The sequence below is a fragment of the Pseudomonas sp. S2_E02 genome (genome assembly GCF_054668355.1).
This window is the reverse complement of sequence record NZ_CP162761.1, coordinates 1,508,175-1,523,075: the sequence shown is the minus strand read 5'-3', so window position 1 is coordinate 1,523,075 and position 14,901 is coordinate 1,508,175. Positions and strand designations below refer to the sequence as shown.

The window sequence follows — 14,901 nt, the reverse complement described above, 5'->3', positions numbered from 1 at the left end:
TCTATTTGCAGACCACGACAACGCTGCGGTTCTTGTAGTTGCCGACATCAACGCCCAGGGTTTTGTCGCTTTCCTTGGGCTGGGGTGTGCCGTCGGTGCCAACGATTCGGTAGCCAGTGCCCGCGCAGGAGGCATCGGCTTTTTCATAGCAGGTCGCCCAGGAATTCGCTTCGCCGGAACAATCGATCGACAGCCCCTGTTCACCATTGTTCAGGTATGTGGGTTGGGAGGTGGCGCAACCGGCCAGTGCCAATACCGCGATCAGGGGCAGCCATTTTTTCAGATTCATGTTTGTGGTCTTCAGCGAGGGGGACTAGACGCTCTGACAGCGCCGGTGTGAAAAGGTTATAGCGTTTGGCCACTTGTTTGTAAGTGGGCACAAAAAAGCCCTGCTCAAGGGCAGGGCTTGGGGCGTCGCAGTCGATCAGTCCTGATCTTTGCCGCGGCGCTTGGCCGATGCCGGAGTGTCGGTGAACACTGCCGCTACATCGGTCGCCATTTGTTCGCTGTCGAAAGGCCCGGCGATGTGTTCGCCATTGGTCGTGGTCAGCGTCCACTTGCCGTCTTTCTTGTCGATCACATACCCGTTGACGATTTTTACCGCAGCCATCTATCTGTCTCGTTCGCTGGTTCAAAGGCGCCATGATACCGGCAAATGCTCGCATTGGGGGGCGATGAGCGTATGGTGATTCAGTTTCTCGGCTGCTTTGAGCTACGCTGATCTGGCTGCGCCAGGATGTCGATGGAACTATCGGCGAGAATATTTCTCTATGTTGGCATCGGTTAGCCAGTGCGGGGCATTGTAAGGTGCACGCCGCCTGATTAGACTGCGCCGAAACTCGTACACACAGCCCTTTCAAGGACTTATATGATCAAGAAATGCTTGTTCCCAGCAGCCGGTTACGGTACTCGCTTCCTGCCAGCGACTAAAGCCATGCCTAAAGAAATGCTGCCGGTGGTAAACAAGCCACTGATCCAGTACGGCGTTGAAGAAGCTCTGGACGCTGGCCTGACGGAAATTTCCATCGTGACCGGTCGTGGCAAGCGTGCTCTGGAAGACCACTTCGACATCAGCTACGAGCTGGAAAACCAGATCAAAGGCACCGACAAAGAGAAATACCTGGTAGGTATCCGCAAACTGCTCGACTCGTGCTCGTTCTCCTACACCCGTCAAACCGAAATGAAAGGTCTGGGCCACGCGATCCTCACCGGTCGCCCGCTGATCGGTGACGAACCGTTCGCCGTGGTGCTGGCGGACGACCTGTGCGTCAACCTCGAAGGCGACGGCGTACTGACCCAGATGGTCAAGCTGTACAAGCAGTTCCGTTGCTCGATCATCGCCATCCAGGAAGTCGATCCGCAGGAAACCAGCAAGTACGGCGTTATCGCCGGCGAGATGATCCGCGACGACATCTACCGCGTTCACAGCATGGTCGAGAAGCCAAAGCCGGAAGATGCGCCGTCGAATCTGGCAATCATCGGTCGTTACATCCTGACTCCGGACATCTTCGACCTGATCGAACAAACCGAGCCAGGCAAGGGCGGCGAAATCCAGATCACCGACGCCCTGATGAAACAAGCCCAGAACGGCTGCGTCATGGCTTACAAGTTCAAAGGCAAGCGTTTCGACTGCGGTGGTGCTGAAGGCTACATCGAAGCAACCAACTTCTGCTTCGAGAACTTCTACAAGACTGGCAAGGCTTATTAAGAGCGCTTGAATTGTCTGTAAGAAAAACCCGCTTCGGCGGGTTTTTTTATTTTGCGCCCCCATATGATTGGCAGCGCTTGCCCAATGGGTGGCTGCAGGTATGCTGATCCCCTGCCGAGGAGATAGAAATGGCCTACGATTTTGACCTTTATGTGATTGGTGCCGGTTCCGGCGGTGTGCGTGCTGCGCGTTTTGCGGCCGGTTTCGGTGCGAAAGTGGCGGTGGCGGAGAGCCGTTATCTGGGCGGGACCTGCGTTAACGTCGGCTGTGTGCCGAAAAAGTTGCTGGTGTACGGCGCGCATTTCGCCGAAGACTTTGAGCAGGCGTCCGGTTTTGGCTGGAGCCTGGGCGAAGCGAATTTTGATTGGGCGACGCTGATCGCCAACAAGGATCGCGAGATCAATCGCCTCAACGGCATTTACCGCAATCTGCTGGTCAACAGCGGCGTGACCTTGCATGAAGCGCACGCGAAGATCGTTGGCCCGCATGAGGTTGAAGTGAATGGTGAGCGTTACACCGCGAAGAACATTCTCATCGCCACCGGCGGCTGGCCGCAGATTCCGGAGATTCCGGGGCGCGAGCACGCGATCGGTTCCAATGAGGCGTTCTTCCTCAAGGAGCTGCCAAAGCGTGTGCTGGTGGTTGGCGGCGGTTACATCGCGGTCGAATTTGCCGGGATCTTCCACGGCCTTGGCGCGAACACCACGCTGCTGTATCGCGGCGATCTGTTCCTGCGCGGCTTCGATGGTTCGGTGCGCAAGCATTTGCAGGAAGAGCTGACCAAGCGTGGATTGGATCTGCAATTCAACGCCGATATCGCGCGCATCGACAAGCAGGCTGACGGCAGCCTGAAAGCCACCCTCAAGGACGGTCGTGAGCTGGAAGCGGATTGCATTTTCTATGCAACCGGCCGGCGTCCGATGCTCGACAATCTGGGGCTGGAAAACACCGATGTGCAGCTCACCGACAAAGGCTTCATCAAGGTTGACGAGCAATATCAGACCAGCGAGCCGTCCATTCTCGCCCTGGGTGATGTCATCGGTCGCGTGCAGCTGACGCCTGTGGCTCTGGCAGAAGGCATGGCCGTAGCGCGGCGTCTGTTCAAGCCTGAGCAATACCGCCCAGTGGATTACAAGATGATCCCGACTGCAGTGTTCAGCCTGCCGAACATCGGTACAGTTGGTTTGACCGAAGAAGATGCACGCGAGGCTGGCCACGACGTGGTGATTTTCGAGAGCCGCTTCCGCCCGATGAAGCTGACCTTGACCGAGTGTCAGGAAAAGACGCTGATGAAGCTGGTAGTCGACGGCAAGACCGACAAAGTCCTCGGCTGCCACATGGTCGGCCCTGACGCTGGTGAGATCGTCCAGGGCCTGGCGATTGCGTTGAAAGCTGGCGCAACCAAGCGCGACTTCGACGACACGATCGGGGTACACCCGACGGCCGCCGAAGAATTCGTCACCATGCGTACGCCGGTCGGCGCTTAAGCGTCTTTCGGCTTGGCTGAGTCTGGCGCTGCCGCAACGGTAGCCGCCAGACGCTGGCTTTCTTCCAGGCTTGCCTGAGCCTTGTTCAATTCCTTTTTCAGTGACTGGTTGAGCAGCGTCTGCTCCTCGACGCTCTGCTTGAGTGTCTGGCTTTCCAGGGTGGCCACGCGCAGGCGTTCCTGGAGAAGGGTGCGTTCGCTGTCGACGCGGGTCGCTTGCTCGAGCAGTTGATCCTGACGCTGATTGCTCTGCTTGAGCTGATCCTGCAGCAGACTCAGTTCGCGCTGCGTGCCACGGTTTTCCGTGAGCAGGCGTTCGTTGTCGCGGTGCAGTTGCGTGATCTCGTCCTGGCGGACCAATGCACTTTGCTGCGCCTGACGCAATTCGGCCTGAATCTGCTGCACCTGCGCTTCGTGGCGGCTCTGTTCCTGCTCGCGCTGCTCTTTGCTGGCGTTGCGGTAGTGCTCCAGCGCGTCACGGGCATGCAGGTGTTTTTCTTCCAGTGAGCGGATCTGCTCGTCCTTGTCCTGCAAGCGCAACTCAAAGTCGGCCAATGCCTGATTCAGCCCGGCATTGCGGGTCTGCTCGGTCTGCAGCATCGAGCGTGTGTTGTTCAACGCTTCGGATTCACGCGCCAGTGCAGCGCCTTGAATGTCGTGCTCGTGTTCGAGCTTTTCCAGTGCCTGACGCGTCTGTTGCAGCTCCGACTCCAGTGCTTCGCGCTGCTCCTCGAACTGCTCGCGGGCTTGCTCGATGGGCTCTTGCGCTTGTTCTTTGAGGCGTTGGGCGAGCCTCGAGACGAGGGCGGTCAACTCGTCATCGATAGGCTCAGCCGAGGCTTCAACGGGCTGGGCGCCGTCATCCAGTTCTTTCAAATAGCGATGGATCGTGGTTTTCGAGCCGGTGTTGCCCATTTCAATGCGTACTGCATCGATGCTCGGGTGTTCGCCACGGGCGAGGATCGCTGTGCGCGCGATCTGCACCAGTGCTTTGGTTATGCCGCCACGGGCCATGTGAACTCCTACGTTTACGTACTGTGGTACATGCCACTAAAGTACGCAGTGTACCATCTCAAAAATAAAGATAAACCTTTGATATTGAAGACGCGGGATATACTGGTATTACCCAGTGTCAGGCGGCAAAATGCGCCTTTGCATTCCTGCATCAGTACGCCAGCGAGAAAACAGCCCATGAGCGATCTGGATCGCTATCTGCAAGCCGCCACCCGTGACAACACGCGCCGTAGCTATCGTGCGGCCATCGAGCATTTCGAAGTTAAGTGGGGCGGGTTCTTGCCGGCGACGGCCGACAGCGTCGCGCGGTATCTGGTAGCGCACGCCGAAGAGTTGTCGATAAACACGCTGAAGCTGCGTCTGTCGGCGCTGGCGCAGTGGCACAACAGCCAAGGGTTTGCCGATCCGACCAAGGCGCCGGTGGTGCGCAAGGTATTCAAAGGGATTCGGGCTTTGCATCCAGCGCAGGAGAAACAGGCTGAGCCGTTGCAGTTGCAGGATTTGCAGCGCGTCATCGACTGGCTGGAGCATGAGGCGCAAACCGCAAAAGAGCAGCAGGATCGTCCGCTACTGCTCAAGGCTTATCGTGATCGCGCCTTGATTCTGCTGGGTTTCTGGCGCGGCTTCCGCAGCGATGAGCTGTGCCGCCTGCAAATCGAACATGTGCAAGCGCATGCCGGCAAAGGCATCACCTTGTATTTGCCGCGCAGCAAAGGCGATCGGGAAAACCTCGGGCAGACCTATCAAGCGCCGGCGCTGCTCAAGCTGTGCCCGGTGCAGGCCTACATCGACTGGATCACCGAAGCGGCGCTGGTACGCGGCCCGGTTTTCCGCAGCATCGACCGCTGGGGCAATCTGAACGAGGAGGGCCTGCACGCCAACAGCATCATTCCTTTGCTGCGCCAGGCGTTGCAGCGTGCCGGGATTGCCGCCGAAAACTACACCAGCCATTCCCTGCGTCGCGGCTTTGCCACTTGGGCACACCAAAGTGGCTGGGATCTGAAATCGTTGATGAGTTACGTCGGCTGGAAGGATATGAAGTCGGCGATGCGCTATGTTGAAGTCAGCCCATTCCAAGGGATGGCTCGGATTACGGATAACCCGGCTTCGTCGTAGATATCGTTTTCTTCTATTAATACAGTCGGCTAATAGCGAAAACAAATCAGCAGCATCAGGTTTGCCAATGAGCCATCCGTCGAGTGAGTGGGTAGGATTCACCCATCGAATTCACAACCCTGACGGAGAGTCATCAATGCCTATCATCAACAGCCAAGTTAAACCGTTCAAAGCTACCGCGTTCAAAAACGGCGACTTCGTTCAAGTCTCGGACGCTGACCTGAAAGGCAAGTGGTCGGTTGTATTCTTCTACCCAGCCGACTTCACCTTCGTTTGCCCAACCGAGCTGGAAGACCTGGCTGACAACTACGCTGCCTTCCAGAAACTGGGCGTAGAGATCTACAGCGTTTCCACCGACACCCACTTTGCCCACGCTGCCTGGCACAACACTTCGCCAGCCATTGGCAAAATCGAATACACCATGATCGGCGACCCGACCCACGCCATCTCCCGCAACTTCGACGTGCTGATCGAAGAAGCTGGTCTGGCTGACCGTGGCACCTTCGTGATCAACCCAGAAGGCCAGATCAAAATCGTTGAACTGAACGATGGCGGCGTTGGCCGTGACGCTTCCGAGCTGCTGCGCAAGATCAAGGCTGCTCAGTACGTTGCTGCTCACCCAGGTGAAGTTTGCCCAGCCAAGTGGAAAGAAGGCGAGGCCACTCTGGCACCGTCCCTGGACCTGGTCGGCAAGATCTAAGTCTGTGACACGCAATGCAGGGCGGTACGCCGCACCTTCTTAAGTACGCTGCACCGCCCAATAAAAATGCCCGGGCGAGTTTCGCTCGGGCTTTTTTTCGCCTCAAATAAAGGAAATCGCCCGTATGTTGGACGCCAATCTTAAAGCCCAGTTGAAATCGTACCTGGAACGGGTCACCCAGCCGATCGAGATCGTTGCCTCCCTCGACGACGGTGCGAAATCCCGTGAAATGCTGGAACTGCTGAAAGACGTTGCCAGTCTTTCTAGCCAAATTACCCTGATCGACAGCGGTGACGATGCACGCAAGCCATCGTTCTCGATCAACCGCCCGGGCGCCGACATCAGTCTGCGTTTCGCCGGTATCCCGATGGGCCACGAGTTCACCTCGCTGGTGCTGGCCCTGCTGCAAGTCGGCGGCCACCCATCGAAAGCCAGTGTTGAAGTGATCGAGCAGATCCGCTCGCTCAAAGGCCAGTTCAGCTTCGAGACCTACTTCTCGCTGTCCTGCCAGAACTGCCCGGACGTGGTCCAGGCGCTGAACCTGATGGCTGTGCTCAACCCGAACATCCGCCACGTCGCCATCGACGGTGCGTTGTTCCAGGACGAAGTCAACGATCGCAAGATCATGGCCGTGCCGAGCATCTACCTCAACGGTGAGAACTTCGGTCAAGGCCGCATGGGCCTGGAAGAGATTCTGGCCAAACTCGACACCGGTGCCATCGAGCGTCAGGCTGAGAAAATCAGCGCCAAAGAGGCCTTTGATGTGTTGGTCGTCGGTGGTGGCCCGGCCGGTGCGTCGGCAGCGATTTACGCTGCACGTAAAGGTATCCGCACTGGCGTCGCCGCTGAGCGTTTCGGCGGCCAGGTGCTCGACACCATGGCCATCGAGAACTTCATTTCCGTACAGGAAACCGAAGGACCGAAACTGGCCACGGCGCTGGAAGAACACGTCAAGCAATACGACGTCGACATCATGAACCTGCAACGCGCCGACAAGCTGATCCCAGGCAAGAACGGCGAGCAGCATGAAGTCCGCTTCGCCAGCGGCGCAACCCTCAAAGCCAAGAGCGTGATTCTCGCGACCGGTGCGCGCTGGCGTGAAATGAACGTGCCGGGCGAGCAGGAATACCGCAACAAAGGCGTGGCGTACTGCCCGCACTGTGACGGTCCGCTGTTCAAAGGCAAGCGCGTGGCAGTGATCGGCGGCGGTAACTCCGGCGTTGAAGCGGCCATCGACCTGGCCGGCATTGTCTCGCACGTGACGCTGCTGGAGTTCGACGTACAACTGCGTGCCGACGCGGTATTGCAGCGCAAACTGCACAGCCTGCCGAACGTCACGGTGATCACCAGTGCGCAAACCACTGAAGTCACCGGCAATGGCGAGAAGGTCAACGGCCTGCGCTACAAGGATCGCAACACCGATGAGTTGCGTACCGTCGAGCTGGAAGGGATCTTCGTGCAGATCGGTTTGCTGCCGAATACTGACTGGCTCAAGGGCACTATCGAGCTGTCGCCACGGGGCGAGATTATTGTCGATAACCGCGGCGAGACATCGATCCCGGGCATCTTCGCTGCCGGCGACGTGACCACCGTGCCGTACAAGCAGATCGTGATCGCGGTGGGCGAGGGCGCCAAGGCTTCGCTGAGTGCTTTCGATCACCTGATCCGCACTTCGGCTCCGGCGTAAGCGTCCAGCCAGAAATGAAAAAACCCGTGAGCGATCACGGGTTTTTTATTGCGCGTGAAAAGCTGCCCCTCACCCCAGCCCTCTCCCGAGGGAGAGGGAGCCGACCGAGGTGTCTGGCGTTTTCCATCGACCTGAATGACCGAGTCGATTATGGATTCGGTAAAGATCTTTCACGTCGGCGGAATTCTTGCATATCCCCCAATCAGTTCCCTCTCCCTATGGGAGAGGGTTAGGGTGAGGGGCTTTTCAGCTTTTACAGCGGCGCAGGCTGAATGATCTCGACCCAGTAACCATCCGGATCCTTGATGAAAGCCAGGCTCTTCATGCGGCCATCGGTCAGGCGCTTCTGGAAGTCACAGCCCAACTCTTCAAAGCGCGCACAGGCCGAGACGATATCCGGCACCGAAATGCAGATATGACCAAAACCACGCGGGTCGGTATTGCCGTTGTGATAGGCAAAATCCGCATCGTTTTCGGTGCCGTGGTTATGGGTCAGTTCGAGAATGCCCGGGATCGACTTCATCCACTCAGTGCGGGCAGCCGCGTCGGCCGGGATCTGCGCTTTGTCGACCAGTGCGAGGAAGTACAGGCTGAACTCGGCTTCCGGGAAATCGCGTTTCTCCACCAGCGAGAAGCCCAGGACGCGGGTGTAGAAGTCCAGGGATTTAGTGATGTCTTTGACGCGCAACATGGTGTGGTTGAAAACGAAGTTGCGGGTTGCGCTGTCTGGGGTGGCGGTGACGCCGGGGAACGTATTGAGTTCGTGCAGGCTCATGAGCCCTCCAATAACTATGGGCGAGTGAATGGACGCAATGATACGCATGCCTGTCGGCATCGCCAAATGAAAGGGCAGGCTTGCCCTGCGTGCGGGCGAGCCTCAGACTTTACGGTTCAATCTGCGAGTGCGTCCGGCAATGATCCGACTGTTTAAATCCGTGTTTGTTTTTTTTGTGTTGTCGCTTGTGGCGGTCTGCGCGTCAGCGGACGAACCAAGCATTACCTGGCCAGCCGGTTGGCAAGTCGAGGCGCTGCCCGAGGCGGCTGCACAGGTTTCCCGTCAGCGCGCGGTCAAGAATGACGCCGATGGCAATCAGGTGATGGTTATGGAATTGACCATGACTCATGTCGAAGCAGGGCATCAGGTCAATTTGCAGGGCGTGCTGCTGGAGATGCGCAAGTCGATACAGAAGGACTTCTTCCAGGGCGGTTACCAAAGTGTCTGCAACAAAGTGCATCCGGCGACGCTGGGTACTTTGTCGGCGCTGGAAACCACTTGCACCATCACCGAAAACGGTCGGCATGTGTTGTCGCAAACCCTCGTGGCGGCAGTCGAGGCGGACAAGGCTTATGTTCTTTCCTACGCCGGGCAAGCTGAGATTTATAAGGCCAGCGCAGACGAGATAGTGGCGCTGAGAAACAGCTTGAAACTTTAAGGCGCTGTACTCTTCACGGAGGAGGTTAGATACCCGAACGGATTAAGCACAAAGTTTAATGGCGGCCTTGATCGCAACATCGCGCCGCAAAATGTTTAGCTTTCTGACTCAGCAACGTTACAGAAAACCCGCAACTTGTTCGATGAAATTCATTTCATTTGTTAGATATTGTCAACAAAAAAGCCCTGCGTCATGCAGGGCTTTTTTATTGGCGTTGGATTAACCGCGCAACCAGGAATCAACGGTGGCTGCACCGTATTGTTCCTTCCAGGCTTTCAGGCCACGGTGATTGCCGCCCTTGGTTTCGATCAGTTCACCGGTATGCGGATTCTGATAAACCTTGACCACGCGAGCGCGGCGGGTTTTAGGGGCTGCAGAAGTCTGCAAGGCGGATTTTGCCGGGTTCGGATCGAGGATGGCGACGATGTCCTTCAGGCCTTTGCCGTAGGTTTTCATCAGCCCCTGGAGCTTTTCTTCGAATTCGATTTCTTTCTTGAGCCCGGCATCGTTCTTCAGCGATTCCAGCTGTTTGAGCTGTTCCTGAAGGGCCTTTTCAGCTGCACGAAATTCAGCGAGTCTGGACAATATCTTTACTCCAATAGTGTGTTTGGCTGATACCAACCGCAAACAAAGCTAATAAGCCAAGAGCCTTGAAGCGACTCGGTGATAAATGGCTCACCTGCCAATCTTGCTCAGGTTGAAAAAATTGTAGTAGTTAATGCGCCAAGAGTAAATCCTGATGTTGTCCTCATGTAACAACAGCGGTCTTTTGTATCAATTTGGTGCGCCTGGCCGGTACGCTCGTCTTAATCTGGCTTAGTTAATGGTGAGTTAACGCGCTGATGAATTCCGCAGCCGGCATCGGTTTGCCGAACAGATACCCTTGCAGAAAGTTGACGTGATGTGCGGTCAGATAATCGGCTTGCGCCTGAGTTTCGACACCTTCGGCAACAATACCCAGATCAAGCTTGGCCGACAGGTCGATAATGGTATCGAGAATGTGTCGGGACAACGCATCGACACCGATCATGGCAACGAAACTCTGATCGATCTTGAGGAAATCCACATTGAATTTGCGCAAGTAGCCCAGGCTTGAGTGGCCGGTGCCGAAGTCGTCAATCGCGATCTTCACACCCAGCGCATGCAGTTGCTCGAACAGCTGGCGAGTGATGTCGGTCGGCTCGATCAATTCGCGCTCGGTCAACTCCAGCACCAGGTTGATGCTGTCGGCGGCGAACGCGGCGAGAAACGTTCGACAATCCTCCACCAGTTCCAGGTCTTTGCAATGGCTCGCAGTGATATTGATGCCGATATGAAATGGCGCGGTGAACGTTGCTGATAGCGGCCCCAGCAGCGCGGCAGTTTGTTGCATCAGGGCGCGGGTCATCGGCACGATCAACCCCGAATGCTCGGCGAATGGAATAAACAGATCCGGACGTACCAGGCCTTCTTTCGGGTGAGTCCAGCGCATCAACACTTCAGCTCCCGACCATGCCTTGCTGTCGCCATGCACCACGGGCTGGAAGTAGGGAATGAACTCGCCAGCCTCGAGCGCGCGGAGCATTTCGTGGCTCGGTGAAGTGGAGCGCTTCTGCAGGACATGGCCGATGGCCCCCGACACCACGCCAAAAAAAATCAGCAGACTGAACAGCGGCGGATATTCATCGACCATGTAGCGCCAGGTTTCGCCCTCGGGAAACCCGGCAGAAACACTGAACGCATAACGGGAGGAGGCCAGGGTGTTTTGCGCTATCGGCAGCGTGGGGAGGGTACCGGTGTGGACTTTGCCGTCGGCCGACAGCCAGTTATCGCCCACTTGCAGCAACAGCAACATGTGCCGGCCGATCAAACGCAACATATTGCTTAGATGGTAACCGTCCAGTGTCGTCAATGCGCCGCCGCGACCTTCGCTGAGCCGATAAACCAGCAGCGCGGTGTTGGGGGTGACCGGATTGCCGTTCATCAGCCACAACTTGCCCTGGTTGTAGTCGCCCGCGTTGACGGCTTCCTTGAAGTCGCCAAACAAAGAGCTGCAATAAAGGTTGTCGTCCCACACCAGATTGGTCGAGCGCACGAACGGGCGGCGGGTTACTTGCTCGCGCAAGGCGAGTTTGACGTTTTCGCAATTCTGACCGGCCAATGGCAGCAATTCGCGCGCCGCTTGCGCGGTGTTGTCGAGCATCAACTCGAACTGCTGCAGTGCCTCTTCGGCGGTCTGTTGTGAACCTTGCTCCAGCGTGCGTCCGGCCTGCATGTAAAGAATGGCGCTGCCCAGCAGCACCGGAAGCAAACCGCTGAGTAGTGTGACGAGAATGCGTGTGCTGCGTTTGCGGCGGAGTCTGACGGTCAACGGCATGGGCGCATCCTGTCGCGGTGGAATGGAACTATTGAATTCAGGCCGGATAACGGCGCGCCGCTGAAATAACTTCAGCCAGAGGGGAGGATAGATGGCAGAAGGCGCTTGCGCCGCTCATCAGTGCTTCATTCGCTTCGCCAGCGCGATAAAGGCCAGAGCGGCGGGAGATGCCTGGCGCCGATCAAGCACGGCGAGTCCGACCTGACGTTGTACGGCGGGCAGCAATGGCCTCTTTACGTAGCGAGGCGCTGCCTCTTGCGGCAAAGAACCTTCGGCGACAATCGTGATGGCGTCGCCACGGCCAACCGTATCGAGTGTGCTGAGCAACTGCGAGCAGCGATAGCGAATGTTCGGTTGCAAACGCGCGGCCATGAACAGTCGCGACACCAGCTCCGCAGAACCCGCTTCGGTCAGGACAAACGGTGCATCGCACAAATCCTTGAGGCTCAACGCGGTTCGGGCTGCCAGCACATGGCCCACCGGGAGAAGCGCAACCATCTGGTCTTCGATCAAGGTGAAGGTGTCGAAGCGCTCCTCTGGCAGCACCACGAAGCCGATGTCGATCCGCCGCTCCTCCAGCCATTGCGTCACTTGTCGATCCGGCCCTTCATCGATGTGCACTTCGATGCCCGGATGCGCCTCGCGATATTGCCGCAGAATGTTGGGTAGCAACTTGATCGACGAAGTCGGGCCGAACGAGCCGATGCGCAAGGTGCCGCTTTTCATGCCGCGCGCATCGGCGGCTTCCTGGCGCAAGGTGTTGGCCAGCCCGAGCATGGCGCGGGCGCGCAGCAGCAATTGCTCACCGATGTCACTGAGCTCCACGGACGACTGATGCCGGCGCAGCAGTTCGACACCCAGTTCCTGCTCCAGCGACTTCATTGCGTGGGACACCGCCGACTGCGAAATCCCCAGGCGATGGGCCGCGAGGGTGAAACCGCGCAGTTCGGCGACCAGCGAGAAGATTTCCAGTTGTGTGAGGGTCATGAGTTTTTACTCATTTTACGATGATGTGAAATGAGGTGAATGATACGGCATTCCTCAAAAGCTTTGGTCTGGAGCCTCATGCGCAACGTCGAGCAACTGCACACAACATCATCCGACATCCCGGTTTATCTGACACTCGCGATGGTGACTATGGTTTGGGGGGGCACCTTTGTCGCTGGACGTTTTCTCGCCGGCAGCCTGAGTCCGGTGTTCGCCGCCAGCCTGCGTTTCCTGCTCGCCAGTGCGGTGCTGCTCGGCTTTCTGTGGCTGGCGCGGATCCCTTTGGCACGGCCGACTCCACGACAATGGCTGCACCTGGCGTTGCTGGGGTTCTTCGGGATCTTCTTCTATAACCTGTGCTTTTTTTACGGCCTGCAATACATCAACGCGTCGCGCGCTTCGTTGATTGTGGCGTTGAACCCGGCGGTAATCGGTCTCGCCTCGTGGTGGTTGTTTAAAGAGCGTCTGGGAAGACTTGAAACTGCTGGTATCGCGATCTGTATTGGCGGTGCTGGCCTGGTGATCGTCAGCCGCAATCCGCAATGGCTGGCCGCAACGCCGCAGGCATGGATCGGCGATCTGTTGATTCTCGGCTGTGTGCTGGGGTGGGGCGTTTATTCGTTGTTTTCCCGTGATCTGAATCGGACGTTAGGGCCGGTGCAGACCGTGACGTACTCGATCCTGATCGGCACACTCATGTTGTGGGCTCTGGCGGCGGTACGCGGCGAGCTGAGCTGGCAGGCGCTGAATAATCTGGGCGTGGCGCAATGGCTGAGCCTGCTGTACCTCGGTGTCCTGGGCTCGGCGCTGGCCTACATCGGCTATTACGATGGCATCCGTAAAATCGGCGCGACGCGCAGCGGGGTGTTTATCGCGCTTAATCCTTTGACGGCGGTCATCCTTGGCGCGCTGCTGCTGGGCGAACAGTTGACACCGGCCATGTACCTCGGTGGCGCGCTGATCCTGAGTGGCATCTACCTGTGCAACAAACCCCTTGCACCGGGCGCGAAAAAGCGGATTTTATAGGGAGGGCAGACAAGCCTATTTACGCTGTGTAGAATCGGGTTACGCATACAATAATAATCGTCTTCTGGCAGCAGAAGCCTCGCCCGCAAGAGCCTTGGGTCGACAATGAAGATATTCGGGTTTCAACTGATCTACGGTGACTTCCTCGCCCGCAGTGTGCGTGGCATCTCCTGCGCGCCACCCACCGACCTCGCATGACTGACAAATAACCCTGGTTAATTGATAAGAAATGATGAGGCGCCACCATGGCAGATTTATACGAAAACCCAATGGGCCTGATGGGCTTTGAATTCATTGAGCTCGCATCGCCGGTGCCGGGCACCCTGGAGCCGATCTTCGAGATCATGGGCTTCACCAAAGTCGCGACCCACCGCTCCAAGAACGTGCACCTGTACCGTCAGGGCGCGATCAACCTGATCCTCAACAACGAACCGAACAGCGTGGCGTCGTACTTCGCCGCCGAACACGGCCCATCCGTGTGCGGCATGGCGTTCCGCGTCAAGGATTCGCAAAAAGCCTACAACCGCGCACTGGAACTCGGCGCTCAGCCGATCCATATCGAAACCGGTCCGATGGAGCTGAACCTGCCGGCGATCAAAGGCATTGGCGGTGCGCCGCTGTACCTGATCGACCGTTTCGGCGAAGGCAGTTCGATCTATGACATCGACTTCGTGTTTATCGAAGGCGTTGATCGCAATCCGGTCGGTGCCGGCCTGAAGATCATCGACCACCTGACCCACAACGTGTATCGCGGTCGCATGGCCTACTGGGCGAACTTCTACGAGAAGCTGTTCAACTTCCGCGAGATCCGTTACTTCGATATCAAGGGCGAGTACACCGGCCTGACCTCGAAAGCGATGACCGCACCGGACGGCATGATCCGCATCCCGTTGAACGAAGAGTCGTCCAAGGGCGCTGGCCAGATCGAAGAGTTCCTGATGCAGTTCAACGGTGAGGGCATCCAGCACGTTGCGTTCCTCACCGATGACCTGATCAAGACCTGGGATCAGTTAAAGAAGATCGGCATGCGCTTCATGACCGCGCCGCCAGATACTTACTACGAAATGCTCGAAGGTCGCCTGCCGAACCACGGCGAGCCGGTTGATCAGCTGCAATCGCGCGGCATCCTGCTCGACGGCGCCTCGGAGCAGGGCGACAAGCGCCTGCTCCTGCAGATCTTCTCGGAAACCCTGATGGGCCCGGTGTTCTTCGAATTCATCCAGCGCAAAGGCGATGATGGTTTCGGCGAAGGCAACTTCAAGGCCCTGTTCGAGTCGATCGAGCGCGATCAGGTGCGTCGTGGTGTGCTTGCTACCGAGTAATCGGCCACTGAAATGAAAAAATCCCGGCCTGCTGAAATGCAGAGCCGGGATTTTTTTGTAGATCAA

Annotated in this window: 15 protein-coding genes; 8 read left to right on the top strand and 7 right to left on the bottom strand. The window is 57.4% G+C overall.

Annotated features, from left to right (window positions below):
• Position 1 precedes the first annotated feature (1 nt).
• Both AB4O01_RS06675 and AB4O01_RS06670 read right to left on the bottom strand, forming a co-directional pair.
• Positions 2 to 289, bottom strand: a complete 288-nt coding sequence (locus tag AB4O01_RS06675) for a hypothetical protein (protein ID WP_093431076.1) — start codon at positions 287 to 289, stop codon at positions 2 to 4.
• A 135-nt stretch (positions 290 to 424) separates the two neighbouring features.
• The gene (locus AB4O01_RS06670) at positions 425 to 610 is read right to left on the bottom strand and encodes a hypothetical protein (RefSeq protein ID WP_090283267.1); all 186 of its coding nucleotides are present in this window, start codon (positions 608 to 610) and stop codon (positions 425 to 427) included.
• 258 nt (positions 611 to 868) lie between these two features.
• Between AB4O01_RS06670 and galU the strand changes: the two genes are divergently transcribed.
• Together galU and gorA are read left to right on the top strand one after the other, a co-directional pair.
• A complete protein-coding gene (galU, locus tag AB4O01_RS06665; RefSeq protein WP_093431079.1) occupies positions 869 to 1,708 on the top strand; it encodes a UTP--glucose-1-phosphate uridylyltransferase GalU in 840 nt (279 codons plus the stop codon).
• Between the two features lie 128 nt (positions 1,709 to 1,836).
• Positions 1,837 to 3,195, top strand: a complete 1,359-nt coding sequence (gene gorA / locus AB4O01_RS06660; protein WP_460091069.1) for a glutathione-disulfide reductase — start codon at positions 1,837 to 1,839, stop codon at positions 3,193 to 3,195.
• On the opposite strand, the gene AB4O01_RS06655 is transcribed toward gorA, so the two are convergent.
• On the bottom strand, positions 3,192 to 4,208 hold the full coding sequence (locus tag AB4O01_RS06655; protein WP_460091068.1) for a DNA-binding protein: 1,017 nt from the start codon (positions 4,206 to 4,208) through the stop codon (positions 3,192 to 3,194). The genes gorA and AB4O01_RS06655 overlap by 4 nt on opposite strands.
• 177 nt (positions 4,209 to 4,385) lie before the next feature.
• On the opposite strand from AB4O01_RS06655, the gene AB4O01_RS06650 reads away from it, so the two are divergent.
• From AB4O01_RS06650 to ahpF, 3 genes are all read left to right on the top strand, one after another.
• Entirely contained in the window at positions 4,386 to 5,324 is a 939-nt protein-coding gene (locus AB4O01_RS06650; protein WP_093431088.1) for a site-specific integrase, read from the top strand.
• 136 nt (positions 5,325 to 5,460) lie between these two features.
• Positions 5,461 to 6,024: an alkyl hydroperoxide reductase subunit C gene (ahpC, locus tag AB4O01_RS06645; protein WP_034154256.1), complete on the top strand. Its 564-nt coding sequence runs from the start codon at positions 5,461 to 5,463 to the stop codon at positions 6,022 to 6,024.
• Positions 6,025 to 6,148: 124 nt separating this feature from the next.
• Complete coding sequence (ahpF, locus tag AB4O01_RS06640) at positions 6,149 to 7,711, top strand: alkyl hydroperoxide reductase subunit F (RefSeq protein WP_460091067.1); 1,563 nt, start codon at positions 6,149 to 6,151, stop codon at positions 7,709 to 7,711.
• 253 nt (positions 7,712 to 7,964) lie between these two features.
• Here the strand turns inward: ahpF and gloA are convergent, their stop codons facing one another.
• A complete protein-coding gene (gene gloA / locus AB4O01_RS06635; RefSeq protein ID WP_460091065.1) occupies positions 7,965 to 8,486 on the bottom strand; it encodes a lactoylglutathione lyase in 522 nt (173 codons plus the stop codon).
• Positions 8,487 to 8,625: 139 nt separating this feature from the next.
• Here gloA and AB4O01_RS06630 point away from each other — a divergent pair, with 139 nt between their 5' ends.
• Positions 8,626 to 9,144, top strand: a complete 519-nt coding sequence (locus tag AB4O01_RS06630) for a DUF4946 domain-containing protein (protein ID WP_093431098.1) — start codon at positions 8,626 to 8,628, stop codon at positions 9,142 to 9,144.
• 219 nt (positions 9,145 to 9,363) lie between these two features.
• On the opposite strand, the gene AB4O01_RS06625 is transcribed toward AB4O01_RS06630, so the two are convergent.
• The 3 genes from AB4O01_RS06625 to AB4O01_RS06615 form a co-directional block, all read right to left on the bottom strand.
• Complete coding sequence (locus tag AB4O01_RS06625; RefSeq protein WP_093431101.1) at positions 9,364 to 9,729, bottom strand: histone-like nucleoid-structuring protein, MvaT/MvaU family; 366 nt, start codon at positions 9,727 to 9,729, stop codon at positions 9,364 to 9,366.
• A gap of 235 nt (positions 9,730 to 9,964) precedes the next feature.
• Entirely contained in the window at positions 9,965 to 11,500 is a 1,536-nt protein-coding gene (locus AB4O01_RS06620) for an EAL domain-containing protein (RefSeq protein WP_460091064.1), read from the bottom strand.
• A 117-nt stretch (positions 11,501 to 11,617) separates the two neighbouring features.
• Positions 11,618 to 12,487, bottom strand: a complete 870-nt coding sequence (locus AB4O01_RS06615) for a LysR family transcriptional regulator (RefSeq protein WP_460091063.1) — start codon at positions 12,485 to 12,487, stop codon at positions 11,618 to 11,620.
• Between the two features lie 78 nt (positions 12,488 to 12,565).
• On the opposite strand from AB4O01_RS06615, the gene AB4O01_RS06610 reads away from it, so the two are divergent.
• Positions 12,566 to 13,513 carry a DMT family transporter gene (locus AB4O01_RS06610; protein WP_093431110.1) on the top strand — a complete coding sequence of 316 codons (948 nt, stop codon included), beginning with the start codon at positions 12,566 to 12,568 and terminating at the stop codon, positions 13,511 to 13,513.
• A 245-nt stretch (positions 13,514 to 13,758) separates the two neighbouring features.
• Positions 13,759 to 14,835, top strand: coding sequence for a 4-hydroxyphenylpyruvate dioxygenase (gene hppD, locus AB4O01_RS06605; RefSeq protein WP_007912211.1), 1,077 nt, complete (start codon positions 13,759 to 13,761; stop codon positions 14,833 to 14,835).
• Positions 14,836 to 14,901 lie beyond the last annotated feature (66 nt).

What these genes read in the sequence shown, in the direction of transcription:
- AB4O01_RS06610 (WP_093431110.1), top strand. Translation starts at nt 12,566, where the DNA reads ATGCGCAACGTCGAGCAACTGCACACAACATCATCCGACATCCCGGTT.
- AB4O01_RS06670 (WP_090283267.1), bottom strand. Translation starts at nt 610, where the DNA reads ATGGCTGCGGTAAAAATCGTCAACGGGTATGTGATCGACAAGAAAGAC.
- AB4O01_RS06630 (WP_093431098.1), top strand. Translation starts at nt 8,626, where the DNA reads ATGATCCGACTGTTTAAATCCGTGTTTGTTTTTTTTGTGTTGTCGCTT.
- AB4O01_RS06655 (WP_460091068.1), bottom strand. Translation starts at nt 4,208, where the DNA reads ATGGCCCGTGGCGGCATAACCAAAGCACTGGTGCAGATCGCGCGCACA.
- ahpC (WP_034154256.1), top strand. Translation starts at nt 5,461, where the DNA reads ATGCCTATCATCAACAGCCAAGTTAAACCGTTCAAAGCTACCGCGTTC.
- gorA (WP_460091069.1), top strand. Translation starts at nt 1,837, where the DNA reads ATGGCCTACGATTTTGACCTTTATGTGATTGGTGCCGGTTCCGGCGGT.
- AB4O01_RS06620 (WP_460091064.1), bottom strand. Translation starts at nt 11,500, where the DNA reads ATGCCGTTGACCGTCAGACTCCGCCGCAAACGCAGCACACGCATTCTC.
- AB4O01_RS06650 (WP_093431088.1), top strand. Translation starts at nt 4,386, where the DNA reads ATGAGCGATCTGGATCGCTATCTGCAAGCCGCCACCCGTGACAACACG.
- AB4O01_RS06675 (WP_093431076.1), bottom strand. Translation starts at nt 289, where the DNA reads ATGAATCTGAAAAAATGGCTGCCCCTGATCGCGGTATTGGCACTGGCC.
- ahpF (WP_460091067.1), top strand. Translation starts at nt 6,149, where the DNA reads ATGTTGGACGCCAATCTTAAAGCCCAGTTGAAATCGTACCTGGAACGG.
- AB4O01_RS06615 (WP_460091063.1), bottom strand. Translation starts at nt 12,487, where the DNA reads ATGACCCTCACACAACTGGAAATCTTCTCGCTGGTCGCCGAACTGCGC.
- gloA (WP_460091065.1), bottom strand. Translation starts at nt 8,486, where the DNA reads ATGAGCCTGCACGAACTCAATACGTTCCCCGGCGTCACCGCCACCCCA.
- galU (WP_093431079.1), top strand. Translation starts at nt 869, where the DNA reads ATGATCAAGAAATGCTTGTTCCCAGCAGCCGGTTACGGTACTCGCTTC.
- hppD (WP_007912211.1), top strand. Translation starts at nt 13,759, where the DNA reads ATGGCAGATTTATACGAAAACCCAATGGGCCTGATGGGCTTTGAATTC.